The organism is Haemophilus parahaemolyticus (assembly GCF_018373095.1).
In the GTDB taxonomy this organism is placed as follows: Bacteria; Pseudomonadota; Gammaproteobacteria; order Enterobacterales; family Pasteurellaceae; genus Haemophilus_A; species Haemophilus_A parahaemolyticus_A.
Genome location: NZ_JAHAHT010000018.1, coordinates 1 through 26,014, shown reverse-complemented (window position 1 = coordinate 26,014; position 26,014 = coordinate 1). Strand labels below are relative to the sequence as shown.

The following is a 26,014-nucleotide window of genomic DNA, read 5'->3' as shown; positions in this document are numbered from 1 at the left end:
TTTGAATGCAGAACCACAGCAAACTGGGATTACTTCACCCGCTAATACACGTTGGCGCAATGCAGTTTTGATTTCTTCTTCAGTTAATTCTTCACCAGAGAAGAATTTGTCCATTAACTCTTCAGATGCTTCAGCTGCTGCTTCAACAAGGTTGTTACGCCATTCTTCACATGCTTCTAACATATCCGCTGGGATATCTTCATATGTGAATGTCATACCTTGGTCAGCTTCGTTCCAGTTGATTGCTTTCATTTTGATTAAATCAACCACACCTTTGAAGTTTTCTTCTGAACCAATTGGAAGTTGAAGAGGAACGGAGTTACCACCTAAACGCGTTTTGATTTGCTCAACAACACGTAGGAAGTTTGCACCTGTACGGTCCATTTTGTTTACGAACGCAATACGTGGTACAGAATATTTGTTAGCTTGACGCCATACTGTTTCTGATTGAGGTTGAACACCACCTACCGCACAGTAAACCATTACCGCACCATCAAGAACACGCATTGAACGTTCTACTTCGATAGTGAAGTCAACGTGTCCTGGAGTATCGATAACGTTGATACGGTGTTGTGGATATTGTTGTGACATACCAGACCAGAATGCTGTTGTTGCAGCAGAAGTGATGGTAATACCACGTTCTTGTTCTTGTTCCATCCAGTCCATTGTTGCAGCACCATCGTGAACTTCACCGATTTTGTGACTTACACCTGTATAGAATAGAATACGCTCAGAGGTAGTTGTTTTACCTGCATCGATATGAGCACTAATACCAATATTACGGTAGCGCTCAATAGGAGTTTGACGAGCCATTTTTATTTATTACCTTGTTTGGGATTTAAATTAAAATTCTTAATAATGAGGCTTCATCTAATAAAAACGAGATGAAGCCTAGCAATTTCGTTTTAAAGCAACGATTACCAACGGAAGTGTGCAAACGCTTTGTTCGCTTCAGCCATACGGTGAACGTCTTCACGTTTTTTCACTGCTGAGCCTTTGTTGTCAGCTGCATCTGTTAGTTCGTTTGCTAAACGTAATGCCATTGATTTGTCACCACGTTTACGAGCTGCTTCGATTACCCAACGCATTGCTAATGCATTACGACGAGATGGACGAACTTCAACTGGAACTTGGTAAGTTGAGCCACCCACACGGCGTGATTTAACTTCAACAGTTGGACGTACGTTTTCAAGTGCAGCATCGAAAGCTTCTAATGCTTCTTTACCTGTACGTTGAGATAAAGTTTCTAAAGCACCGTAAACGATAGCTTCAGCTGTAGATTTTTTACCATCAACCATTAAAACGTTGATGAATTTTGCAAGTAATTCAGAACCGAACTTTGGATCTGGAAGAATTTTGCGAGGTTCAATACGACGACGACGTGGCATTGTAAATACTCCGTTTATATATATTCAGGATATTCCAAAACTCATCTATTGTAGCTAAACATCGGTTTAGCACGATTGACTGGAGTTTATGGTTAAATTTAAAAATTTAGACGTTTGGCCTTACTTAACGGAGATCCATTAAGCTTTAGGACGTTTAACGCCGTATTTAGAACGACCTTGTTTACGGTCTTTAACGCCTGCACAGTCTAATGCACCGCGTACAGTGTGGTAACGCACACCCGGTAAGTCTTTAACACGACCACCACGGATTAACACAACACTGTGTTCTTGAAGGTTGTGACCTTCACCACCGATGTATGAAGTTACTTCAAAACCGTTAGTTAAACGAATACGGCAAACTTTACGTAATGCAGAGTTTGGTTTTTTAGGTGTAGTAGTGTATACACGAGTACACACGCCACGTTTCTGCGGGCAAGCCTCTAATGCAGGAACGTTGCTTTTTACAACCTTTTTCACACGCGGTTTGCGTACTAATTGGTTGATAGTTGCCATTTAAAAGCTCCAGTTAAAATTATTAAAAATAAAATTAAAAAATCCTTCCCTACGGAAAGGATGGTAAATTGTAGTGCGATGCTGGCTAAATGTCAAGCATTGTAAGAAGCCCACAAGTGGTCTATGTCTGAGTGTCTTTTGCATTCTCCAACACCTGTAACACCCGATACGGCAAAATGTTTTCCATACCGCTGCCCGTCAGATAATGCTGATTTTTGCCATACGCCCCAATTAATTTCGGGTCGGTTGCGCCGTATAAAATTACGTTCGGTTTATCTAATGCGGCGGTGAGATGGCTTAATCCTGTATCCACTGAAACTACCACTTTTGCATTGGCGATCTCTTGTGCCAACTCTGCTAGCGTTAATTTAGGCAAGACTACTACATCAGCCGAGACCTTCGCTAACCGCTCAGCACGTGCCTTTTCTTCCGCATTTCCCCAAGGCAGATGGACGCTCAAGCCTTGCATCGTCACTGAACGGATTAACTCTTCCCAATATGCCTCTTTCCAATGCTTGTCTGCTCGAGTGGTGGCGTGAATTGCCACCATATAAGCGGTGGAATTTTCGCTATGTTTTGCAAAATGCGGAGCGATGCCATAATCGCCAATAGTTTGCGGTAATACATAACCTAAGGCTTCAGCAAAGAGTTTGCGAATACGCTCCACGGCGTGCTGTTGATACGTAATCGAAAAGGTTTTGTCGTAAAACCAGCTACTCAACCCTTCACGGACAGAATGTTTATCGTAACCATATTTTGTTCCTCTGGCTTGCTTGGTTACAAGCACTGCACTTTTAATCAAGCCTTGGGCATCAATCACGGCATCATATTCTTCTTCTCGAAGCTGTTTAACATATTCCTGCCACTCACGCCACGTTTGACGTTTGAAAAGATGTTTCCGCCAACGGCGAATCGCAACAGGAATGACCTTATTCACTGCCGAATGCCAGCGGGGAATTTCCGCAAATGCCTCTTCCACCACCCAATCAAATTGAATATTCGGAATCGCTTTTTGAGCATCCGTAAGGGCTGGCAAAGTATGAATTACATCTCCCATTGAGGAGGTTTTAACGATAAGGACTTTCATTGCTTTGTTATTTATCATATTTTAATGATGTTTTAATTTTGACCATCGTCCCTTGTGGGAGAGAGTGAAAATTATAATTTCTTCAACAACGCTTCCATCACCATTTCAGGCTGAATATCAATCAAACTTTGATGATACCCTTCTGCTGCTTCGCCTTTGCGGATTTTAATTAAGCCACCTTCAATGAGCCGAACGACTTGGGCATTCGGAGAAAGAGGTGGAGTATAAGCAGGACTAGTTGGTCCATACAACGCAATCAACGGCTTGTTCAAGGCGGCAGCAATGTGCATTAAGCCGCTATCGTTGCTGACCACGGCAACGCAATCTGCAATTAAATCCACGGCTTGATTGAGATCAGTTAAGCCCGCCAAATTCAAGCAATAAGGTTGTAAATTTTCAGGCAAACTCTGACGAATTTGCTCACCCGCTTCTTGATCTTTTTTCGAACCGAATAACTGAACCGAATAACCTTTTTCAATCAGCATTTCCGCTAATTTTGCATAGTGATAATGCGGCCAACGTTTTGCGGGTCCGAATTCCGCTCCTGGGCAGAAGCCAATCGCAAGGCGATTTTCCGCTTGGTTTAGCAGCTGTGAGAATTTTGCTTTTGTTGCCTCAATTTCGACCGCTTGTGTTTGCAAATAAGGATAAAGCAACGGTAAATTTTGTGCCATTGGTACTTTCCCCTTTTCAAAGGCTAACGCTACATAGCGTTGCACCATCATAGGGTAGTCATTTTTATTGGCACGCAAATCATTCAGCAGGAAATAGCGACTTTCCCCCTTCCAGCCTCGACGCACGGGAATTTTGGCAAACAATGGAATAAAGGCAGATTTCAGCGAATTAGGCAACACAATCGCCATATCATATTGATTACGAAGGGATTTTCCCAGTTGGAAACGTTCTCTTAAACGGAAAGCACCATGTCCAATCGGCATAGAAATCGCCTTACGTACTTCTGGCATTCTAGCCAGAAGCGGGCAACACCAATCAGGTGCCATTACATCAATTTGGCAATCTGGATATTGCACCTTGAGCTGCTGATAAAGGGCGTGCGACATCATCATATCACCCACCCACGAAGGACCAATCACTAAAATATTCATTTTTTCTCTTAAATTTAACCGCTTGTTTAATGCTTAACGTTGCTTAATGCACTCTTTCGCAAGGACTTTTTTGTTATTATCATAGAGCTCAGCAATGCCAGAACGCATTTCCCACCATACCCAACGAATATTGCTATATTTCTTGCCGTTTTTTGTAACTGCTGGAGAAAGTGTATGGGTAGTATCCATAAAGGTAACACTGATACTGTTCTTTTTGCCTTTCGTTTTCAATATGCGAACTTCTTTATCATCTTTACATAAATAAAGGTTCATCGCTTGGTTTTTAACCACACTACGTTGAGCAACTTCTTTAACTTGTTCAGCATTGTCACTATTCGTTTTCTGAACTTGCTGCACCTGCTCAACAGGCGAAACAGCAACTTTTGTACAACCCGAAATGAGCAATAATATTGATATAAATAGGCTAATATTAAGCTTTAAAGACATATTTTCCCCTTTTATAACAAAAGAGCAACGTATTGGCGTTGCTCTTTAGCTTAATTATTTAAAGCGGTAAGTGCCATCTGTTTGGCGAGTAAATTTACCGCCTGAACCGATAGTCATTTCTACTACACGGTTATTTTTATCTAAACGCACAGTTACTTTTTCATTTACTTTTAGACTGCTTACTTTGTTATTCACTTTGCTCATTGCATTCACATCAGAAATATTGAGCTGATTATCACGGAATACTTGCATTAATGACACCCCTTTTGGAACAGTTAATGTTTTGCTTGTAACTGCCTGTGTCAAAGTTGATTTGCCAGTATCTACACTTTTTTGCACATTATTGGTCTGAATACTATGTGTTTTTTTTGTATCAGATAAGCTCTCTGCCTGCTTATTATTAGCATGGAGACTTGCTTTCACTCTCTCTACACGAGGTGCGGTAGATACGGTCTGCACTTCGGATTGATAAATCTGTATTTTCGATTTTTCGGTAGCAATCTGGCTTGGTTGTGAGATTTGCGGTCTTATTTGAGGCTGAGCTAATTCATTTGCGACAGGCTGTACAGCAGGCTCAGTCGTGCTCTCTGTATTTTCTACAGGCTGTGGTGCCACTGGCTGAGCTTGCTGTTGATTTAAAGATTGTTGTTGAGCTAAAGCTTCTTGCTGTGCTTGTGCTTGTGCTCTTGCTTCAGCCTCTTGACGCTGAGCCTCTGCTTCATCTACAGGACGGAATTCAATAGGTAGATTACCGCCTTGTTGAGCTTGTAATTCCTCTACTGTTTCTGGTGTATTCGGTTTTAGCCAAAAGAATATTGCACCTAATGTTGCAGCTAAAATTGCAACAATACCTAATCGGCGATGTTTAGGTGAATTTTCTTTTTGTTTTTTTTCTGGAATAGCATCAGCAGATGCTGCTATTGGAATTACTCGCTCTGCAGCATTAATCGTTACTTTTATTGGCTCTTGCTCCCCTGCAACACTCTCTTTATTTTCTTGGCTTTTTTCTCCAGTAATTAACTCTTCTGTTTCTTCTACCGTTTCAATTTGAGTTTCAACTTTAGCACTATTTTCTTTGCTGCTCTCAACTGGTGAAGCAGTAAAACCTGCAGGTTGAGCCGAATCACCACCTTCCATTTTAGGCAACTCTGATTTTACTGCTCCGATTGGCTTAATAACGGGGGTAAATGTATACCCTGGAGATTGCGTTGTGTGTAATGATGGGATACTAACTTTTGTATCTTTTGTTTCAGTTTCATCAAAAGTTGGCTCTTTGCGTTCATTCTGTATCATATTAGATTCCAATCTAGAAAATAAAATTTTTCTCTATTCTAAAGGATTTCTAGCTTATCAGCACGATTTTTCAAAAAAAATTCACTGTTCTTTTAACTCAATCAAGTAATTTCTTCTATTTTGCAAATTTCTAGCAAAAATCAACCGCTTTATTCTATTTTTTCGATCTTGCTCGAAAAATTAATTTTTACTCATTGCAGCCCTTTTCTATCACTTGTATCTTTTGCCTCGGTTCATTCATCAACCATTTATTTTACAAGAGGACTTTATGAAAAAAATCAACACCTTTGCAACATCACTAATAATTACCTTATTTTCAACTGCAGTATTTGCAAATGAAGTTACAGTACCGCCCGCAACACAACAACGTACTCAAACTACCGTTGTCGACGCACCTGCAACATCAATCGCTCCTGTTAGTATTCAACAAGTAGCCTTAGATCCAAACGCAGTCAACATTAACACCGCATCAGCAGCAGAAATTCAAGACAAGCTGGTTGGCATTGGTGCAAAAAAAGCACAATCTATCGTGGATTATCGCACTAAAAACGGGGCTTTCTTAAGTATTGAGCAATTAAAAGAAGTGTCTGGCATTGGTGCTGCGATACTCGAGAAAAACCGCTCGCGTATCGTTTTATAAGCATTCTCTTCAGATTTGTTGAACCGAACAGAATTGGGTAGGTTGTGTCTATAAGAATTGAAGAGGGCTCAACTCACGTTTGGTTCAACAACCTTTCACATATTTAGTCTCCAACGCTTTTCTGTTATAATTGCCCACTTTCAAAGCAACAGAAAGGATAATATTATGGCACTAAAAGCCTATCCAACTCCAACTTACTGGCAGCGTGTAAAGATTGCCTGTCACTATCTTTTACCACAACTTCCAATTACCCGTGCAGCAGGTTGGCTTGCTGAACAAAAATGGGGCAATGTTACTCATTTCATCATCAAACTCTTTGCCAAACAATATCACGTTAATTTAAGCGAAGCAGAAAAAACCGAACCTTCAGATTATGCAACCTTTAACGAGTTTTTTATCCGCCCATTAAAAGTGGGTATTCGCCCTATCGTAGAAGGCGAAAATACCATCGCTTTGCCTGCAGATGGTCGTGTAAGTGAATATGGCAACATAGTAGCAAATCAACTTATTCAAGCAAAAGGGCATTTCTTCACGCTTGAAACCTTGCTTGCTAACGATCTTGAAATGGCAGAAAAATTCAAGAATGGCGATTTTATTACTACTTATTTATCACCAAGTGATTACCACCGCGTGCATATGCCGTGTGATGCCGTGCTAAAAAAAATGGTTTATGTCCCAGGAGAACTGTTCTCCGTAAATCCATTTTTAGCCGAACACGTGCCAAATTTATTTGCACGCAATGAACGAGTAATTTGTGAGTTTGAAACTGCATTTGGGTCGATGGTGCAAATTTTAGTCGGGGCGACCGTTACAGCGAGTATGAGTACTGTATGGGCTGGCGTCATCAACCCGCCTCGCCAAAATGAAGTGGTGGAATATCACTATGAAACCGAAGGTGAAAAAGCAATTCATCTGAAAAAAGGTGAAGAGATGGGGGCATTCCGTTTAGGTTCAACCGTCATCAATCTTTTCCCTCAAAATACAATGACCTTTGCTGAAGAAATTCAGACGGGTAATAAAACTAGAATGGGTGAGTTAATGGGGACTCTGTAAGAGTTAATGCAAACAGTTAGAAAATTCCGACCGCTTGTGTATATAGGCATAATCAATCTATGTCGATTATGCCTATTTTGTCAGTGAATGTGCCAATTAATCAATTGGCGGAACGTAAGTGCCATTAGCAATCGCCTCTTTAATACGATTAGCTTCTACTAAGACTTGTGAAAGCAATGCTTTCACATTTTCCAAAGTTGCAATCGGGCTTAATGTGGTCATTTTTAAAGACTGTTTATTGCCCACTTTGGTCACACCAATATTCGCTTCGCCTCTTGCAAAGAGCTCATCTGCCACGTTTTGGTTTAAGGCATCAACAAATTCAGCTGGATAGCCTTCTGGCACAACGCGGAATAGCACGGAAGCGAATTGGCTTGGTACGAGCATTTCTAACGAGGCGGTGTCGTTGATGTATTGTTCCACTGCTTTGGTGAGTTTTACGCCGTGGTCGATCATTGAGGCGTAAAGTTCTTCGCCCAAGGCTTCTACGGTGAACCACAATTTCAATGCATCAAAACGGCGGGTAGTTTGTAATGATTTCGCCACCAAATTTGGCACGCCGTGCTCTTCATCATATTCTGAGTTGAGGTAGTCGGCTTTGTAGTCGATAAAGCGATAATTCGCAGGATCTTTCAACAAGAAAGCCCCACACGAAATCGTTTGAAAGAAGTGCTTGTGGAAGTCAAGTGTGATGGAATCGGTCAATTCAATACCATCTAAGAAATGGCGGTAATCTTTGGAAAGCAATAACGCCCCTCCCCAAGCGGCATCAACGTGTAACCACGCTTGGTATTCATCAGCAAGTTTGCGGATTGCTTTTAAATCATCAATTGCGCCCGCATCTGTTGTGCCTGCAGTTGCCACGATACAAGCAGCGATTTTACCTTCGGCTTTCAATTGGGCAAGCGTTTGTTCAAGAGCGGCTACGTCCATTTGAGCATTTGCATTCGATGGCACGGTCACGACAGATTGGAAACCCATTCCCATCATCGCCATATTTTTTTGTACGGAGAAGTGAGCGTTTTCTGAGCAGATTACTTTCACTTTTTTCATTGCATCAGCAGGAATACCATCACGTTGTACTGACCATTCAGAGCCGTCTTCGTTTTTCCAGTGGCTTGCAATCGCCCAATCGCGTGCCAACAATACGCCCATTAAGTTAGATTGCGTACCGCCAGAAGTAAACACGCCCGAAGTGCCTTCGCCATAGCCCGCTTTTTGGCGGAGCCAGTCGATCAAATGCTCTTCCATAATCGAACCAGCAGGGCTTTGATCCCAAGAGTCCATAGATTGGTTGGTAGCATTAATTAACACTTCCGCAATTTGGCTTGCTACCATTGTTGGGCAGTGTAAGTGAGCGAGTGAGTGCGGATGATGCACTTTCAAACTTGGATTAAGGAAAATTTCCACTAAGTGATCGAGCGATTTTTGAACGCCCATACCTTCTTTCGTGGATTTAAAGCCGTCCACCAACGCACGCATTTGCTTGATAGAACCGCCTGTGTACATTTTTTCATTTTTCAGCCAAGAAGAGACCGCTTGCACCGCATTGTGCATCGCAGTTTCGTAGTCAGTGATTGCTTTGCTATCGTTGCAAAACAAAGCTTGTTTGTGTTGTTCAAGGTTTGACATAATTATTCCTAGATATAAATTACACCCAATTTTCTGTACGCAATGCGGGAACTCGCTCAAATTCTCTTAGATTGTTACTAACCAGAATTAACCCTTCACTACGAGCATGAGCAGCTATATGAATATCATTTTCGCCAATCAATTTCCCTTGTTTAGAGAGTTCAGTTTTAATATTGCCGAAATGGGCTGCATGCTTTGGTTGGTAATCTAAAATGGTGAGGCGTGATAAGAAATCTTCAATAACCGCAAGGTTTCTTTCGGGATATTCGCTTTTTTCAGCTCCATAATAGAGTTCAGCCACAGTAATGCTACTCACGCACATTTTCCCTGCATTTTGATTAAAGCGAGAAAGAACTTCTAATGGTCTACGCTTAATCACGTAAATCACAATGTTAGTATCAAGCATATATTTCAACACTATAAAGCCTCACGCTCTGGTTGAAATGCAATTTCTCGTTCATTCATAAAATCATCGCTAACTGCTTGATCATTCAAGAAAAAACTATCCCAAGATTGGTTGAGAGGCGATAAAATCCGATCACTGCCCAATACACGAACCGATAATTTTTTGATTTCTTCAGAAAAGCGAACTTCAGCGGGCAAACGCACGGCTTGACTTCGATTAGTCATAAAAACAGAGGCTTCAATCATAGTTATTCCTTATGCTTAATTGTATATAGCATAAGTATATCCCAGTTTTGTACAGTTGAGTAGAAAAAAGGTGGGATTTCCCCACCATTTTGAATTTATAAGCGGTCAAAATCCGCAAAACTTTTGCAAAATACGACCGCTTTCAATTAACCACGCACTGCTTTTAATGCGTCTGCAACGGATTGTTTGAAGCGTTTGATAAACTCTTCGCACTCAGCTTGGTTGATGTTCACGGCACAAAGCACGCGAACCACGTTGCCGCCGCGTCCGCCACGTTCGAGCAAGAGTTTGTTTTTGAAGCACGCTTTTTGGATTGCTGCCGCTAATTCACAATCGCGCGGGTAAGCCCCTGTTGTATCTTTCGCTTGGCGTTCGTCTACAATATCGATACCCATCATTAAGCCACGACCACGCACGTTACCGATGCATGGATATTCTTTGCTTAATTCGCGTAATGCGTTGGTTAGGTATTCGCCACGCTCTTGGGCATTTTGTGCGAGGTTTTCATCACGCATAATTTTAAGTGAAGCGTAACCTGTCGCCATCGCTAATTGGTTGCCGCGGAATGTGCCTGTGTGCCCTGCTGGTTGCCAAGCATCGAACTCTTTGCGAATTACTAATACGGCTAATGGTAAGCTACCACCAATGGCTTTGGACATCACCACGATATCTGGTTGAATGCCTGCGTGTTCAAAGGCGAACATTTTACCTGAACGGCAGAAGCCCGCTTGTACTTCGTCCACGATCATTAAGATACCGTGTTTTTGGGTTACTTCACGCACTTTTTGTAAGAAGCTGATTGGAGCTGGTACAACACCGCCCTCGCCTTGGATTGCTTCTAAGATCACCGCAGCAGGTTTTACCAATCCGCTTTCGACGTCTTCGATGAAGTTTTCAAAGTAATGCTCAACTGCTTTCGCACCCGCTTCGCCACCGATACCAAATGGGCAGCGATATTCGTGTGGATATGGTAAGAATTGTACGCCTGGCATTAAGTTTTGCACGGCGTTTTTTGCACCAAGATTACCTGTTAAGGCTAATGCACCTTGGGTCATACCGTGGAAGCCACCAGAGAAGGCGATTACGTTGCCGCGACCTGTGTAAGTTTTCGCTAATTTGATCGCTGCTTCGTTGGCATCCGCGCCTGAAGGGCCAGTGAATTGTAAGATGTACTCATCTTTCGGGAAGAATGACAATAATTCTTCAGTGAATGCGTCTTTCAGCGGGGTTGTTAAGTCTAAAGTGTGTAACGGTAAACCGCTGTCTAAAACGTCTTTGATGGCTTGCATTAACACAGGGTGATTGTGTCCTAATGCAAGGGTTCCTGCCCCTGCTAAAAAGTCGAGGTATTCGTTGCCCTCAACATCTGTTACCCAACAGCCTTGTGCTTTTGCATATGCAAATGGTAATTTACGCGGATAGCTACGCACGTTAGATTCCATCGCATCTTGGCGGTCTAAGAAATGTTGGTTTGAAGCAAGGATTGCTTGTACAGGTGTGGTAATTGTCATTTTTAATTAAAACCTTCTAAAAGAGGTGAAAAAAATAAGTCGGGTGCCTTGCGGGAAGCCTAAGCTTTCTGTTTCTGAAAAAACAGATGCCATGGGGCATTTGACTCGCTACTTATTAAAAAAAGCGTTTCAGCTTTTTTGTTTTTACCCTAGTTTGCCCAAAGGACGGGCTAGGTTGGAAACAGTTTTGATGTAGGGTTACAACAAAACGGAGCTATTGTACATTTTTATTGCAAAATGGAAAGGAAATTCAACCGCTTACAAACCGATCGACTAAATAAAAAGCAAGCGTTTGCAATAAGAATATACAAAAAACCCGAACTTTCGTTCGGGCTTAAAATCGACCTAAAATTATTTAATTTTAGCTTCTTTATAGATAACGTGTTTACGCACTACTGGATCAAATTTTTTGATTTCCATTTTTTCAGGCATATTACGTTTGTTTTTGTCAGTTGTGTAGAAGTGACCAGTTTCTGCAGTAGAAACTAAACGGATTTTCTCACGGTTACCTTTAGCTGCCATTGGTTAGCTCCTTAGATTTTTTCGCCACGAGCACGGATTTCAGCTAAAACTGCATCAATGCCTTTTTTATCGATAATACGCATACCTTTCGCTGTTAAGCGTAAAGTTACGAAACGGTTTTCAGACTCAACCCAGAAACGGTGAGTGTGAAGGTTAGGTAAAAAACGACGACGAGTCGCGTTTAATGCGTGTGAGCGGTTGTTACCAACTGCTGGACGCTTGCCGGTTACTTGGCAAACTCTTGACATTTTAATTCTCCAATTACTTAAGTAAGTTTGTATGGTTCGGGCGATGAGTGCTGACTCAACACAGCGTACTCACTACCTCGTCAGGTATAAACCCGACCAAAGACTATAATAAAGGTTTGCTATTATACTTGTTTTTATTTGTGTATTCAAGTGCTTCTCTCAAAATTGCTAATTTTGACATTATTTTATGATACCTTTCGCTAAAAATAGAGATAAATCCCTATAAAAATAATGGTAATTTAAAATCATTCTGCTAGAATGCTCAAACTTAACGCTTTATTAACAGGAGACACGTTATGAAAAAAACGTTACTTACAGCAGGAATTTTAGCCGCAACTTCATTTGCTCATGCGGATGTATTAACCACTATCAAACCGCTTGGTTTTATTGCGAATGCCATTACCGATGGCGTGACAGAAACACAAGTGTTATTACCTGTGAGTGCATCACCGCACGATTACAGTTTAAAACCGTCTGATGTCGAAAAATTAAAATCAGCAGAATTAGTGGTTTGGGTAGGCCACGGTCTTGAATCATTTTTAGAAAAATCGGTTGAAAAATTACCTGAAAGCAAAGTGTTAGAATTGGGCGAAGTGCCTGCAATCGAAGAGATTATTGAAGCAACACATCACGAAGATCACGACCATGACCACGATCACGGACATCATCAACATGCCCACGGTCACGATCATCATGGACATGACCATAGCCACGACTGGCATATTTGGCTTTCAAGCGATGCGAGTAAAATTGCAGCAGAGCAAATCGCAGATCGTTTAACGCAATTGTATCCAACGAAAAAAGCAAAAATTGCAGAAAATTTAGCAAAATTTAAAACTGCAGTAGACGCCAAAACTGTGCAATTAAAAGCCCAGCTTGAGCCAGTAAAAGGCAAAGGCTACTACACTTTCCACGAAGCTTATGGTTATTTTGAATCAGCTTATGGTTTAAACTCGCTCGGTTCATTTACTATCAACCCAACGGTTGCTCCTGGAGCGAAAACTTTGGCGAAAATCAAAGAGCATATTGCAGAACATAAAGCGGTTTGCTTGTTTGCTGAGCCACAATTCACGCCCCGCGTAGTAGAAAGTTTAAGCAAAGGTACACAAGTGGGCGTTGGTCAGCTTGATCCACTTGGTGCGAAAGTTAAGATGAGTTCAGAAGCTTATCCACAGTTCTTGCAAGGCATTGCGGATGAGTTTACGAAATGTTTAGTCAATAAATGATAGAGAATTTTTGTATATTGGAATAAGGTAAGGTGCAACAAGTGCACTCTACAAAAATAAAGATCCGCTCAATAATAATGAGCGGATCTTTATTTTATATAAATTAATCACTTCCTACTGCATGAGCCGTATAATCTCAAATTTAGTAATTTTTACTCCATCAATTTGATCGTGTGCAAACTTGCCTTGATGTACACCTAAATAATTTCCACCATTAATCATAGCAAGGCTATCCACCCGAGCATCTTCGATTGAACTATCTTGAAAGTTAGAATAGTTTTTTAACTGAATTGTAAATTTTGCTTTCAAAAAATTTGAACAGCAAATTGTTTGCTTTTGGAATTAAAATGATTCTCTGAAGAGTAAAATGTTTTTATACGGGTAACCGTAATTCTAGTGTATAATCTTTCCCCATTAAGAAATCCCCGCGAAACTCAAAAGGAGTTGCATATGAGCCAATTTTTCTACATTCATCCAAATAATCCGCAGCCTCGTTTGATTAACCAAGCGGTTGACATTATCCGCAATGATGGCGTGATTATTTACCCGACGGATTCAGGCTATGCACTCGGTTGTGGCATTGGGGAAAAATCGGCGATGGAACGCATCGTAAGAATTCGCCAACTGCCTGAAAATCATAATTTCACGCTGGTGTGTAGCGATTTATCGGAGCTTTCTACCTATGCGATGGTGGATAATCAAGCTTATCGCTTGATGAAAAATAACGTGCCGAATCCGTACACTTTTATCCTACCTGCTACCAAAGATGTGCCGCGTAGGCTACAAACTAAGCGTAAAACTATCGGGATTCGAGTGCCAGATAATGCGATCGCATTAGCATTGATTGCTGCCCTTGGCGAACCACTGCTTTCTTGTTCTTTGATGTTACCTGGCGAAGAAATGACTCAGTCGGATCCCGAAGAAATCCGTACTCTTTTAGAACACCAAGTGGATTTGATTATTCATGGTGGTTATTTAGGTGTTGAGCCAACTACGGTTGTTGATTTAACTGGCGACAGCCCAGAGATTATTCGCGAGGGATCAGGCAGCCTCACGCCATTTATTTAAACCATTTTTTAAATATTTAGACGCTTGTGAAAGCGACAAGGACAAACAATGAAAACCTTTCAAAATAAACAAAAACCAACATTTAATCGTCAATCTGATGAGAAAAAAGGAGCAAAAAATCCAGGCTTAGAGGAACGTAATGAACAGCGTGCGGCTCGTCCAACCTCTCGCCCGCTTGCAAAAAAAATTACAAAACAGACCGCTTCTTTAGATAAAACAACAGAGAAAAAAGAGAAAGTCGTTGGCGAAAAATTGCAGAAAATTTTAGCCCGTGCAGGGCAAGGCTCACGTCGTGAATTAGAAGAGGTAATTGCGGCAGGACGCGTGAGTGTCGACGGTAAAATTGCATCACTTGGCGACCGCGTGGTATTAAGCTCAGCCACCAAAATCCGTATCGACGGGCACTTAATCAACATAATCCCAACCCAAAAAGAGATTTGCCGCGTGTTGATGTATTACAAACCAGAGGGCGAACTTTGTACTCGCTCTGATCCTGAAGGTCGAGCAACCGTTTTCGACCGCTTGCCACGTTTAACAGGCTCACGCTGGATTGCGGTGGGGCGTTTAGATATCAACACTTCGGGTTTATTACTCTTTACCACTGATGGTGAACTTGCCAACCGCTTAATGCACCCTAGCCGTGAAGTAGAGCGTGAATACTCCGTACGTGTATTCGGCAACGTGGATGAAGCGATGTTACAACGCTTACGCAAAGGCGTGCAGTTGGAAGATGGCCCTGCGAACTTCAAGCAAATTAAGGCGGTAGGCGGTACAGGTATCAACCAATGGTTTGATGTGACTTTAACCGAGGGTCGCAACCGCGAAGTACGTCGTTTGTGGGAATCGCAAGAAGTGGAAGTGAGTCGCTTAATCCGTATTCGCTATGGCAATATCAAGCTTGAAAAGAGTTTGCCACGCGGCGGTTGGGAAGAGATGGGGCTTGAGCAAGTGAACTATCTGCGTGAATTGGTTGGACTCCCACCAGAAACGGAAACCAAAGTAGATGTAACGAAAAACAGAAGACGAGCAAACATCCGCCAAATTCGTAAAGCAGTGAAACAGCACGCAAAATATAAAGCGAAAAGTTAATCGTAAATCATTAAAAAGGCGAGCAATCCAATCATTGCTTGCCTTTTTTACCACATTATGCCGACATCATGTGATTACCAAATATATTTCAAACCAACATATCCTTGATAAGCTTCCTTACCGCTGCCGCTAAACAATGTGTTGGTTTTGCTTAATGCACGAGTGTAATTCAGATTTGCCTGCGCCGATAACTGTTTACCCAATGGTAAAACGCCGCCGATGCTCACTTCACCAAAGGTTGGGGCATAACGCTCGGTAATACGGTCACGCCCTACCTCTAATTCGGTTTTTCTGCCCATAAAATCGTGCACTAAATTCAGTGAAGCAAAGAAACTATTGGCGTTTTTGCCTTTTTCGGCATTGAAGCTCACACTTGCCCCAACGCGTCCGCGTAATACGTTTTGATGGCTGGATTTCATATCACGAATGCCGTCATTAAATCCGACCATTTTGGTCTCAAGCAAGGTGAGTTGTGCTTGTGGTACAAAATTCCATCTGCCATCTGTAGAAATCGCAATTTCTTTGCCCACTTCGGTATTTGCCATAAAGTTGAAGCCATCGTTTTTCGCTTTGTTGCCGTTTTGTGCGGTGTATTTCGCCCCAATCCAGCCCACATTCGCGGTGGTATCTAAATACAAGCCGTTATTACCATACCAAGTGGAATATAAGCCTAGTGTTGCGGTTTCTAACTTGCCTTTGCCCACCAATTTATCCGCCACAATATAGCCATTTTGAGCGTGGTATTTGTCGTAGAATTTGTTATCCGCACGGTTGAACGATGCCATCACACCGCCGCGGCGAATGCCATTCTCATTGTTGTTCACGAATAAATCTGAGCCAATTTGCACAAATTTCGCTTTCGATTTATAAGCCAAACGTGCTTTGCCCTGTTCTTGGGTATAGCCACCGCCTACGTGTGCCCAAGTTTGCGGTGTTAACGGTGCTTGCAAGCTACCCATTCGGGTTTGCAATTTACCGTTTTCTTGCAATAACGTTTCCCTAGCAATGCGTTGAGTTTGTACATAGCCAGCAATCTGTTCCGCATAAATCATCGGGCCGTTGTTGGCTGGCACTGCTGGTTGCGGTACAGGTTGCACTGGTTCTGGTTCTGGTTCTGGTACAGGTTGTACTGGTTCTGGCTGTGGTGCAGGTTGTACAGGCTCTGGTTGCGGTGCAGGTTGTACTGGTTCTGGTTGTGGTGCAGGTTGTACTGGTTCTGGTTGTGGTGCAGGTTGTACTGGCTCTGGTTGCGGCACTGGTTGTATAGGTTCAGGTTGCGGAGTAGGTTGCATAGGTTCTGGCTGCGGTGCTGGTTGTTCTAATGCCGTTAACGTCCAATAATAGTTATTGCTATGTCGCACTAATTGGGCTTCGCCTGCGTTGGTGGTTGGGGCAGTGCCTTCAAATTTGCCCTCTTCTTCGCCTTTAATTTCCACCACAGGGGTTAATAAGCCACCGTTTTTCTCTACATCCGAACGGGTTACATCACCGAAAATGCTCTCGTTGCCTTGGTAGTAGGCTTTAACGATGCTGGTGCCTTCGTGATTGCCTTCAATAATCAGTTTATCGGTTTGTTGGATATCGGGGTTATGCCAGAAAGTGTTAACGCGAAGTTCGCCAGTGTATTCTTCATCAGCATACCATTTACGATAATCACCACTAATTGTTAAAGTATCATTAGGCAAATTATTTTTAGAAAGATCAATTATGCCTTTATAGGCTTTAACATTATAATCAAGTCGAATATTTGAAGAGGTATTTTTAGGGGCAATATTTAACTCTGCATCTTTATAAATCTCAATATAACCAACTTTACCAGAATTACTTGTCATATTTCCGGTTAAATTTAAAATACCATCTTCTCCCAAAATTCTAATGCTTCTAAAATTACGAATTGCTTTATCTTCGTATGAGCCTACGCTTTCACTGCTTCCCGTTAATTCTTGACTAAGTTCAAGGGAATTATTCTCCACATAATCTAAAGCATCAGGGTTATTTTTATAAGAGCCCTCTAATACTTTTACTTTAGATATATCACTACCCAATAAATGAAGTTGATCATCACCTTTACCTAAGTAAATATTGCCTTCAATTTTACTACCTCTACGCAAAAGAAAATCATCTGAATAATCTGAACCAATAAATGCTGCCTTATCTTCTGGAGCAGAAATCACACCGTACACATATACATATGTGCCTACACTACTGCCATTATGGTTAAGATTTTCAACCACTTTACCAAATAAATCTTTACGATTAAAGGCAGAGAAATCAATGGCATCGCCGTTTTCGGAAGATATTGCACCGTAATTACCTATACCAATATAGTCATAGAGCTTTGGATAAAGTCCCTTAATTTTTTCGGCTTTATCTTCATCGGACAAGGCTAAAAATGCAGGGTCATGTCTATCATTTCTAAATTCATCCAACACTTTTATTGCTGTGCCATTTTCACCTGTGGCTTTAATGGAACTGTCTTGGCTTAAGTAAAGAGAAAAACCATAGCTCGGAATAGCTGCTTTAGTATTACCCGCATAGATAGCTGTACCAAAATAACCCGTGAATCCAATTGTATCTAAATCTAATGCCAATGCTGTAGTATTTGGATTAACTGCTGTAATAGCTAATTTTTCAAAATGATAAGAAGTGAACTCCTCTTCACCTGTTGAATAAATTAATGTACCATCTGCATTTTTATGTAAATTGCCACTGATTTGATCATCGTCTACAGCTATTGCCAGATGGGAAGTTGACAACGTAGCAATCGCTAAGGCGGTTTTCACCAAACCAGATTTACCTCTGTTTTTCGCTAATTCTGATGTAACGACAGAATTTTTAGTGAGATAATTGTATTTAGTTTTAAAGATTTTATTCATTTGAGTTACCTGTATGATATTAAATTTAACGTAATAAAAATGGGCATCAAAAAATCATTAATTAATAATTTCTGATACCCATATTTAATGTAGACTATTTACGATTTAAAATATTATCTACTTTATTTCGAATTTCATTTCGTACTTCATCTACTTTACTTGATTTTGAAGTCGGTGAATAATTATCTCTTCCATTTTCATTCGGTCGAGATGTAATTCTTTCTACTGCGCCTTCACCAGTGCCTTTGCCTTGTCTATCTAATGACATTTTAGTTTCTCCTATGTTGGTTGTTAAATTAATATGGTTTAAGTCTTGATGTACTACAATTAATCTTAAATGTACTTTTTGAGTAAACTTCTTCAACTGTCATATCTACTTTACCGACCCCCTTAACATCATATGAATTATAAATTAGATCTCCCCAGAGAGATTTTTTTCCTGTTGGAATGCTAATGCGTTCACCAACATACCTGTTTTGACAAGCTCTTACATCGTCATCATAACTTCCTGATTGGTATGAAGTATCATCATTACTGCAATCTGCAAATAAACAATATACACCCGCCACTACCAATCCTGCAGCGGCAACGCCTGCTAAAGCCGTAAGCGTATCGCTAGTGGACCAATTAGAACCACTCTCTTCTTTATATTGATTAAATAAAGACCTGGTATCAGAAATTAATTCATTATTGCTTGCATATTTTTTTAATTTAATACTATTTGAATTTCCCCAATGATATTCTAAGCCTCCATCAGAAAGTTCAGTTAAATAGATTGTGTCACTTTTACATTTGCCACTATGGATTTTTTCATCAAAATAAAATCTATCATCTGATTGATAAGCATAATCTAATCGACCAGCACATGTATTACCTGAACTCATTAACGGATATTCAATATCGTAACTGCCTGAATTCATATTAATTTTAATAACCCAAGCACTTCCATCCGATTGTTTTCCTACACCACCGTATAATCCATTTAGTTTATCTAAATATTCATTATGTGAAGTACAAGCAGATAGCGTAAAAATCGATAATAAAGAGAGTTTAAGGAACTTTAATTTCATTGTGTTTAACATATAAGATCCTATTAAATACAGAAATGTAGAGTTAAAAAATTTTTTTCTTTAAGGCGTTTCGTTCTCTCTGTAAAGAGAGAACAAGAGGGAGTATACTCCCTCGCGACCGTTTAAAATGTGTACTGAAAATGGTGTAAAAAAGCAGTTAAGCAAATGTTTTATGGAACGCACCAGCTTTTTTATCAGCAAGATTTTTATGCGGTAAAGGCAGTTTCTTTTACGCTTAATCGCCGTGAAACGCTGGAATATGGGGCAACCAAAGAGGTGCTGTTAAACCCACAATATGCGATTACCGAACGGTTAATTAAAAGCCATTTTGGTAAAAAATTAACTGTAGAGGCGTGGCAGAAATAGGGTATATTTGCCCAGAGAGAGGTATTTGAGTTGCTTTCCTTGAGGCATATACTATTTGCAAAATTTCACAAAAAACCAACCGCTTAAGGAGAGAAAAATGGATCTTACCAAAGTTATTGAAGCTCGCAAAACCATCAAAATGTTTAATCCAAATGTAAAAATTAGCCGTGAAGAGATGGCAGAAATGCTCACCATTGCTCAACTTGCCCCTTCAAAAGCAAACTTACAACCTTGGCGTTATGTGATAGTTGATGATGCGGAAAAGAAAAAACAGTTACTTGGTTTTGTGGGGCACAATGCCCCGCCTTGTGAAAGTGCTTCAGCGGTTATTCTAGTATTAGCCGATTTAGAATATCAAAAGGTATTGGGTGATATTTTAGATTACTCCGTTGAAAAAGGCTGTTTAATGCCACAATTTCGCGATAATTTATACAACTTCTTATTAGGATTACACGACAAATCAAGTGACGTAGAAATCCGCGATCAAGTGCTTATCGACACCAGCCTTGCCACAATGCAATTAATGTTAGTCGCCAAAGATAAAGGATACGACACTCACGCTATCGGCATTTTTGACCGTGATGCAGTGATGAATACCTTAGAAGTAGATAGCAAGCGTTATGCACCCGTGATGTTGCTTGCTATCGGCAAAGCCGCAACCACACCTATTCCAAGCGTTCGATTGCCATTAGAATATACGGTTTCGTGGAATGATGGGACAGGGTTTAGAGGTTAATTATTAATAAAAAACAGCCACTGAATGACTATGATAAGTACTACAAGCGGCTGTTTTTTTATTACTTTTTACAATTACACGTTAAAGCGGAAGTGCATTACATCACCATCTTGCACGATGTAATCTTTTCCTTCTAGACGCCATTTACCTGCTTCTTTCGCGCCGTTTTCGCCTTTGAATTGAATGAAATCATCGTAAGCAATCACTTCCGCACGAATAAAACCTTTTTCGAAATCGGTGTGGATAACCGCTGCTGCTTTTGGTGCAGTTGCACCGACAGAAACTGTCCACGCACGTACTTCTTTCACGCCTGCAGTGAAGTAAGTTTGCAGATTTAACAACGCATAGCCTGCACGGATTACACGGTTCAAACCAGGTTCTTCAATGCCTAAATCTTGTAAAAATTCAGTTTTTTCATTATCGTCTAATTCTGCGATTTCCGCTTCGATTGCTGCACACACAGGCACAACCACTGAACCTTCTTTTGCGGCGAACTCACGCACTTTGTCTAAGTATGGATTGTTTCCAAACCCATCTTCGTTTACATTCGCAATGTACATCGTTGGTTTTAAGGTTAAGAAATTGTAGCCTTTGATTGCGTGTAACTCGTCTTTATCTAAAGCTACTGAACGGATCATACCTGCATTTTCAAGCACAGGTAAGATTTTTTCCATTACTGAAAGCTCGAATTTCGCTTCTTTATCGCCACCTTTTGCACGTTTTTGTAAACGTTGGATCGCACGCTCGCAGCTGTCTAAGTCGGCTAAGGCTAATTCGGTGTTGATAGTTTCGATGTCATCAAGCGGGTCGATTTTACCTGCAACGTGTACAATGTCATCGTTTTCAAAACAACGCACTACGTGACCAATTGCGTCTGTTTCGCGGATGTTCGCTAAGAATTTGTTACCCAAGCCCTCGCCTTTGCTCGCACCTGCCACTAAGCCTGCGATATCCACAAATTCCATCGTGGTAGGTAATACGCGTTCAGGTTTAACAATTTCCGCTAATGCATCTAAACGCGGGTCAGGCATTGGCACCACGCCAGTATTTGGTTCGATGGTACAGAACGGATAGTTTGCCGCCTCAATACCTGCTTTAGTTAATGCATTAAAAAGAGTTGATTTACCCACGTTAGGTAAACCCACGATACCACATTTAAATCCCATGATTTTTCCTTATAAATATGTCCTCTCCTCATTTTCCCCTCTTCCATGGTGGAAAAGGGGAAATTTCACTTCTTAGAAGTAAAATTCGGGAGCGGGGGAAGCCGTTAAAATTAACCGCTCATTGACGAAATTCATATTCGTCTCTGTTTTTATCTCTCTCTACCTATAGATTCTAAACGAATCCTCTGGCTATCTTTCTCCCACAAGGAAAGAAAGTGATATTAGTCGAAGATTGTAAAATGACTAATGAGTTGACAAGCTTATCAACCGTTCAACCGTCATTTTTACAATTATTTTTTACAACCAGGGAAACCTAAGGCTTCACGGCTTGCATAATAAGCTTCAGCCACGCCTTTGGTTAAGGCACGAATGCGTAAAATATAGCGTTGGCGTTCGGTTACCGAAATTGCTTTACGTGCATCTAACAAGTTAAAGCTGTGTGCCGCTTTCAAAATACGCTCATAAGCTGGCAATGGTAACGGTTTTTCTAGGGATAATAACTCTTGTGCCTCTTTTTCGTATTGATCGAAGCAGTAGAATAAGAAATCTGTGTTTGCGTGTTCAAAGTTATAGGTTGATTGCTCAACTTCATTTTGATGGAAAACATCGCCATAAGTGGTTTTGCCTAATGGGCCGTCAGACCAAACTAGGTCATACACAGAATCTACGCCTTGAATGTACATGGCCAAACGCTCTAAACCGTAAGTCACCTCGCCCGTTACAGGTTTACATTCTAAGCCGCCCACTTGTTGGAAATAGGTAAATTGAGTCACTTCCATGCCGTTTAGCCACACTTCCCAGCCCAAGCCCCATGCGCCTAAGGTTGGGTTTTCCCAGTTATCTTCTACGAAACGAATGTCGTTTTTGGTCGGATCGAAACCAAGCATTTCAAGCGAGCCTAAATAAAGTTCTTGAATATTATCTGGAGAAGGTTTGATTACCACTTGGAATTGATAATAATGTTGTAAACGGTTTGGATTTTCGCCATAACGACCATCGGTCGGGCGGCGTGAAGGTTGCACATAAGCAAATGCCATGGGTTCTGGACCTAATGCACGCAATGCGGTCATTGGGTGAGAGGTACCTGCGCCCACTTCCATATCAAAAGGTTGCACAATGGTGCAGCCTTGGTTTGCCCAATATTCTTGCAGGGCTAAAATCATACCTTGGAATGTTTTTACGTTAAATTTTGTGCTCATAATCTTGTATCTAATGTGATGAAAAATAGCGACATTATACTTGAAACATAAGTTTCGATAAAGGCGAAAAAAGCGGTGGGAATATCACGTTCTTTTGCAAAATAAATAGCATTTACAAAAGGAATGAAAATTATGAACTAGGAAAGCCTTTGGCGTTGTGTCAAAATAACGCTCATTTTAAAATGAGGGATTACATTATGAAACAAAACTTAATTACTACCGCGATTTTACTCGGTACTTCCACTTTTGTTTACGCTGAAAACAGCACAGAACTTGCACCCAGCTAAATCTACCGCTTACCGACACGCTGATACTTTCAGACACAGGCATTGTGGAAGGTTATTTCCCTCAATATCCAACCTTGCTTAATCTGCTTGGCTTAACCCCGCTAAAAATACCGCTTACGGCACAAAAATTTTCTCTTGAAAAAGTGTTACTAGCTGAACCCAACGTGTTGATTGAAATCAGCGACCAACAAAGTTATAACGAACAAGCGGAATTACTTAAACATCCGCTTTTGCAAAATCTTTTTAAAAATCGACCGCTCTTTCGCATTCCAATGAAATATACTTATTGTTTCGACCACGGTGTGTGGCAAGGAGCGGAGATGATTTATCTTCAACATTCAAAAAAATGGGAAAATAAATAAAAATTTACAATATTTTCAATATGATCTCTATCGTTTAATAGGCAAGCGGTATATTTTTCAGTAGAATCTACCATTATTATTTTTATTTGAAGGTTAGTAAGAATATGGCACGAAGTTCAATGGCTCGCCCCAAAAAAAGTAAAGGTATGAGTATTTCTACTGTTTTATCAATTATTATTGTGCTTTTACTAGCACTTGGTTTGGGATTATGGTTATTAAAAGAGAATGCGCCAGCACCAACGATTCCAGTGCCAAAGCAAGTTACGGTGCAATCCATTCCACAAAACACCAATTTACCAAGCCGCCCAGAGGAAGTGTATAGTTATATCCGAGACTTAGAAACTCGTGAGGTGATTACGGATGCAAGCAAGATTCAAGAAAAAGGCATCTCACTTTCAAAAGAGCAACTCAAGCAGCTTGAAGAAAAACGTCAACAAGAAGAGGCTGCTCGTCTCTTAGCCAATCAATCTGAAGTTGAAGATACTATAGATTCTGCTGTTTCAGAGGATGTTGAACTCACAGAACAAAAAGTGCATGAGCAAAAGCAAGCTGAAGAAAAGCGTAAACAGGCAGAATTAAAAAAACAGCAAGAGCTTGCTAAAAAATCTGAAGAAGAGAAGAATAAGTTAAAAGAAGAAAAAATGGCAGCTTCACAACCTAAAGCTGGTAGCTTTGGTTTGCAATGTGGTGCATTTAAAAATAAAGCCCAAGCTGAAAATATGCAGGCTCGCCTTGCTATGGCTGGATTTAATGCCCGTATTGTTAGTGGTGCTGATTGGAACCGTGTCTTTGTAGGACCAATTGGTAACAGAGCTTCTGCAGTTACTGCTCAATCTAATGCTAAAAGTGTTGCAGACTGCGTTATTGTTGCTATGTAGAGGAATGGTGCATAAATAGAAAACAGCACGAATATGCCTTTTTTCTGACTAGAATCTACCAGCCAATCATAGTTTAGCTATAAAACAAAACCCCGCAACATTCGCTGCGGGGTTTCTAATTTGATGGCGGAGGAAGTGAGATTCGAACTCACGGAGGGCGTAAACCCTCGGGCGGAGGAAGTGAGATTCGAACTCACGGAGGGCGTAAACCCTCGCCGGTTTTCAAGACCGGTGCCTTCAACCACTCGACCATTCCTCCGTTGAAAACGGGCAAAATGATAATCGAATTTTAATAATGAGTAAATAAAATTTTACAACTTTCTATTCAAGAGATTTCTTTTTATTCAATTTGTTGTTTATTTACTCTGCAGTCCTATCAACTTAAATGTAAATCTTTCTTAATAAAAAAAGTAAACGTTTGCGATAAATTTTCTAATATTTGTTAAAAACTATTTACATTTTAAAAATTTTTGTTATGTTCAAATTGCATACAATTTTTTCCAACAAAATAATAAGGAGTTTCGTATGTCAAGCACAACAAAAAATCCAACAAGGGGCTATATGATATTAGCCTTAGACTTCCTGCTGTTTTTAGCCCTCATCAAGATGCTGCCATTCACACCGACGGAAAATCGGGGCTTAGCGTTACTCATCTTTATCGGGATATTATGGCTCACGGAAGCTTTTAATATTACTGTTACCTCGCTAATGGTACCTATTCTGGCAATTGGGCTGAATGTCTTGCCGACCAAAGCGGCATTTGCCCCCTTCTCCGAACCTATCATTTTTATGTTCTTTGGTGGATTCGTTCTGGCTGCGGTAATGAACATTCAAAAACTCGACCTCTGGATTGCCAATCACATTATCCGCCTCGCACGCGGAAATCTTAAACTTACCGTACTCTACCTTTTTGCTGCCACGGCAGGGCTTTCTCTGTTTATCAACAACACCGCCGTTGCGGCTATGATGTTGCCTTTAACCCTCGGCATTTTGAAAAAAGTTGATCTTAAAACCAACCGTGCATTGTATGTTTTTGTGTTACTTGGTGTTGCATTTAGTGCCAGCATCGGGGGCATCGGGACACTCACAGGCTCTGCACCCAATGCGATTTTAGCCTCTCAACTTAAAATCACTTTCTCAGAATGGCTCTTCTACGGAATGCCTGTCGCTATTTTATTGATGATTGGCATGGTGTTTAGCCTGCTTATCGTACTTCGTCCTAACTTCAATGTGCCGTTTGAAATTTTACTCGAAGAAATTCCGCTTACTAGCAAACGTAAAATCACCCTTGCTGTGTTTGTGATTGCTGCCTTTTTCCTTGTTTTCGGCAGCTGGTTAGAACCGTTTATCCGTTCAGTATTAGAGCTTAGCCAACCCATCAAAAACTTCGATGCGGTAGTGGCAATGACCGCAGTTATTATCCTTTGCATTACCCACACTGCAACTTGGTCAGAAATTCAAGATCGTACCGAATGGGGCGTGTTAATGCTCTTCGGGGGTGGATTGGTGCTTGGTATCGTGCTCAAAGAAACGGGAGCAAGCAAAATTCTTGCTGATACCATTGTGAATTATATCGGTGTGCAACACTGGCTTGTAATGA

27 protein-coding genes, 1 tRNA gene and 1 pseudogene are annotated in these 26,014 nt (G+C 40.9%); 10 read left to right on the top strand and 19 right to left on the bottom strand.

Annotation, left to right across the window (positions count from 1 at the left end; translation table 11 throughout):
- The 7 genes from KH943_RS03480 to KH943_RS03450 all read right to left on the bottom strand — a co-directional run.
- Positions 1 to 813: GTP-binding protein (locus KH943_RS03480; RefSeq protein ID WP_304107614.1), on the bottom strand; the 813-nt coding region annotated here is incomplete at its 3' end.
- A 104-nt stretch (positions 814 to 917) separates the two neighbouring features.
- Positions 918 to 1,388 (bottom strand): 30S ribosomal protein S7, encoded by a 471-nt coding sequence (rpsG, locus tag KH943_RS03475; protein WP_005707405.1) that lies wholly within the window; start codon positions 1,386 to 1,388, stop codon positions 918 to 920.
- A 138-nt stretch (positions 1,389 to 1,526) separates the two neighbouring features.
- Positions 1,527 to 1,901 (bottom strand): 30S ribosomal protein S12, encoded by a 375-nt coding sequence (rpsL, locus tag KH943_RS03470; protein WP_005543325.1) that lies wholly within the window; start codon positions 1,899 to 1,901, stop codon positions 1,527 to 1,529.
- Positions 1,902 to 2,022: 121 nt separating this feature from the next.
- Positions 2,023 to 2,988 carry a lipopolysaccharide heptosyltransferase RfaC gene (rfaC, locus tag KH943_RS03465; RefSeq protein WP_304107609.1) on the bottom strand — a complete coding sequence of 322 codons (966 nt, stop codon included), beginning with the start codon at positions 2,986 to 2,988 and terminating at the stop codon, positions 2,023 to 2,025.
- Positions 2,989 to 3,059: 71 nt separating this feature from the next.
- Positions 3,060 to 4,094 carry a lipopolysaccharide heptosyltransferase II gene (waaF, locus tag KH943_RS03460; RefSeq protein WP_304107606.1) on the bottom strand — a complete coding sequence of 345 codons (1,035 nt, stop codon included), beginning with the start codon at positions 4,092 to 4,094 and terminating at the stop codon, positions 3,060 to 3,062.
- Positions 4,095 to 4,127: 33 nt separating this feature from the next.
- Complete coding sequence (locus tag KH943_RS03455; RefSeq protein WP_304107603.1) at positions 4,128 to 4,541, bottom strand: MliC family protein; 414 nt, start codon at positions 4,539 to 4,541, stop codon at positions 4,128 to 4,130.
- 54 nt (positions 4,542 to 4,595) lie between these two features.
- Complete coding sequence (locus tag KH943_RS03450) at positions 4,596 to 5,834, bottom strand: LysM-like peptidoglycan-binding domain-containing protein (RefSeq protein WP_304107600.1); 1,239 nt, start codon at positions 5,832 to 5,834, stop codon at positions 4,596 to 4,598.
- Positions 5,835 to 6,102: 268 nt separating this feature from the next.
- Between KH943_RS03450 and KH943_RS03445 the strand changes: the two genes are divergently transcribed.
- Both KH943_RS03445 and asd read left to right on the top strand, forming a co-directional pair.
- A complete protein-coding gene (locus tag KH943_RS03445; protein WP_304107596.1) occupies positions 6,103 to 6,474 on the top strand; it encodes a ComEA family DNA-binding protein in 372 nt (123 codons plus the stop codon).
- A gap of 165 nt (positions 6,475 to 6,639) precedes the next feature.
- Positions 6,640 to 7,527 (top strand): archaetidylserine decarboxylase, encoded by an 888-nt coding sequence (gene asd, locus KH943_RS03440; RefSeq protein WP_304107593.1) that lies wholly within the window; start codon positions 6,640 to 6,642, stop codon positions 7,525 to 7,527.
- A 96-nt stretch (positions 7,528 to 7,623) separates the two neighbouring features.
- On the opposite strand, the gene ddc is transcribed toward asd, so the two are convergent.
- From ddc to rpmB, 6 genes are all read right to left on the bottom strand, one after another.
- A complete protein-coding gene (gene ddc, locus KH943_RS03435) occupies positions 7,624 to 9,159 on the bottom strand; it encodes an L-2,4-diaminobutyrate decarboxylase (RefSeq protein ID WP_304107590.1) in 1,536 nt (511 codons plus the stop codon).
- 19 nt (positions 9,160 to 9,178) lie between these two features.
- Positions 9,179 to 9,577 (bottom strand): type II toxin-antitoxin system tRNA(fMet)-specific endonuclease VapC, encoded by a 399-nt coding sequence (gene vapC / locus KH943_RS03430; protein WP_111312875.1) that lies wholly within the window; start codon positions 9,575 to 9,577, stop codon positions 9,179 to 9,181.
- Positions 9,577 to 9,810, bottom strand: coding sequence for a type II toxin-antitoxin system antitoxin VapB2 (vapB2, locus tag KH943_RS03425; protein WP_005706948.1), 234 nt, complete (start codon positions 9,808 to 9,810; stop codon positions 9,577 to 9,579). Before vapB2 ends, vapC begins: the two co-directional genes overlap by 1 nt.
- Before the next feature lie 146 nt (positions 9,811 to 9,956).
- Positions 9,957 to 11,321 (bottom strand): diaminobutyrate--2-oxoglutarate transaminase, encoded by a 1,365-nt coding sequence (locus tag KH943_RS03420; RefSeq protein WP_304107582.1) that lies wholly within the window; start codon positions 11,319 to 11,321, stop codon positions 9,957 to 9,959.
- Between the two features lie 351 nt (positions 11,322 to 11,672).
- A complete protein-coding gene (gene rpmG, locus KH943_RS03415) occupies positions 11,673 to 11,843 on the bottom strand; it encodes a 50S ribosomal protein L33 (protein WP_005706939.1) in 171 nt (56 codons plus the stop codon).
- Positions 11,844 to 11,854: 11 nt separating this feature from the next.
- Positions 11,855 to 12,091 (bottom strand): 50S ribosomal protein L28, encoded by a 237-nt coding sequence (gene rpmB / locus KH943_RS03410; protein WP_005599762.1) that lies wholly within the window; start codon positions 12,089 to 12,091, stop codon positions 11,855 to 11,857.
- Between the two features lie 296 nt (positions 12,092 to 12,387).
- Between rpmB and znuA the strand changes: the two genes are divergently transcribed.
- The 3 genes from znuA (at position 12,388) to rluB (ending at position 15,474) form a co-directional block, all read left to right on the top strand.
- Entirely contained in the window at positions 12,388 to 13,317 is a 930-nt protein-coding gene (gene znuA / locus KH943_RS03405) for a zinc ABC transporter substrate-binding protein ZnuA (RefSeq protein ID WP_304107577.1), read from the top strand.
- Between the two features lie 450 nt (positions 13,318 to 13,767).
- On the top strand, positions 13,768 to 14,385 hold the full coding sequence (locus tag KH943_RS03400) for an L-threonylcarbamoyladenylate synthase (protein WP_304107574.1): 618 nt from the start codon (positions 13,768 to 13,770) through the stop codon (positions 14,383 to 14,385).
- A gap of 48 nt (positions 14,386 to 14,433) precedes the next feature.
- Entirely contained in the window at positions 14,434 to 15,474 is a 1,041-nt protein-coding gene (gene rluB, locus KH943_RS03395; protein WP_304107571.1) for a 23S rRNA pseudouridine(2605) synthase RluB, read from the top strand.
- A 74-nt stretch (positions 15,475 to 15,548) separates the two neighbouring features.
- Here rluB and KH943_RS03390 read toward each other — a convergent pair whose 3' ends face one another.
- The 3 genes from KH943_RS03390 to KH943_RS03380 form a co-directional block, all read right to left on the bottom strand.
- Positions 15,549 to 18,350: an autotransporter outer membrane beta-barrel domain-containing protein gene (locus tag KH943_RS03390; RefSeq protein WP_304107569.1), complete on the bottom strand. Its 2,802-nt coding sequence runs from the start codon at positions 18,348 to 18,350 to the stop codon at positions 15,549 to 15,551.
- Between the two features lie 94 nt (positions 18,351 to 18,444).
- Complete coding sequence (locus KH943_RS03385; protein ID WP_304107564.1) at positions 18,445 to 18,618, bottom strand: hypothetical protein; 174 nt, start codon at positions 18,616 to 18,618, stop codon at positions 18,445 to 18,447.
- Between the two features lie 28 nt (positions 18,619 to 18,646).
- Positions 18,647 to 19,432 (bottom strand): hypothetical protein, encoded by a 786-nt coding sequence (locus tag KH943_RS03380; protein ID WP_304107562.1) that lies wholly within the window; start codon positions 19,430 to 19,432, stop codon positions 18,647 to 18,649.
- Positions 19,433 to 19,585: 153 nt separating this feature from the next.
- Here KH943_RS03380 and KH943_RS03375 point away from each other — a divergent pair, with 153 nt between their 5' ends.
- Positions 19,586 to 19,786: a hypothetical protein gene (locus KH943_RS03375; protein ID WP_438359816.1), complete on the top strand. Its 201-nt coding sequence runs from the start codon at positions 19,586 to 19,588 to the stop codon at positions 19,784 to 19,786.
- Positions 19,787 to 19,883: 97 nt separating this feature from the next.
- On the top strand, positions 19,884 to 20,522 hold the full coding sequence (locus KH943_RS03370) for a nitroreductase family protein (RefSeq protein WP_304107560.1): 639 nt from the start codon (positions 19,884 to 19,886) through the stop codon (positions 20,520 to 20,522).
- A 74-nt stretch (positions 20,523 to 20,596) separates the two neighbouring features.
- On the opposite strand, the gene ychF is transcribed toward KH943_RS03370, so the two are convergent.
- Both ychF and glyQ read right to left on the bottom strand, forming a co-directional pair.
- Positions 20,597 to 21,688 (bottom strand): redox-regulated ATPase YchF, encoded by a 1,092-nt coding sequence (ychF, locus tag KH943_RS03365; RefSeq protein WP_304107559.1) that lies wholly within the window; start codon positions 21,686 to 21,688, stop codon positions 20,597 to 20,599.
- A 290-nt stretch (positions 21,689 to 21,978) separates the two neighbouring features.
- Entirely contained in the window at positions 21,979 to 22,887 is a 909-nt protein-coding gene (gene glyQ / locus KH943_RS03360) for a glycine--tRNA ligase subunit alpha (RefSeq protein ID WP_304107556.1), read from the bottom strand.
- A gap of 277 nt (positions 22,888 to 23,164) precedes the next feature.
- On the opposite strand from glyQ, the pseudogene KH943_RS03355 reads away from it, so the two are divergent.
- Positions 23,165 to 23,536: pseudogene (locus KH943_RS03355) on the top strand (helical backbone metal receptor); the annotation flags it as partial.
- A gap of 104 nt (positions 23,537 to 23,640) precedes the next feature.
- A complete protein-coding gene (gene ftsN / locus KH943_RS03350; RefSeq protein WP_304107550.1) occupies positions 23,641 to 24,414 on the top strand; it encodes a cell division protein FtsN in 774 nt (257 codons plus the stop codon).
- A gap of 172 nt (positions 24,415 to 24,586) precedes the next feature.
- On the opposite strand, the gene KH943_RS03345 is transcribed toward ftsN, so the two are convergent.
- Positions 24,587 to 24,673 (bottom strand) — tRNA-Ser (locus KH943_RS03345).
- A gap of 266 nt (positions 24,674 to 24,939) precedes the next feature.
- On the opposite strand from KH943_RS03345, the gene KH943_RS03340 reads away from it, so the two are divergent.
- A partial coding sequence (locus KH943_RS03340; RefSeq protein WP_304107547.1) for an SLC13 family permease occupies positions 24,940 to 26,014 on the top strand: 1,075 nt, incomplete at its 3' end.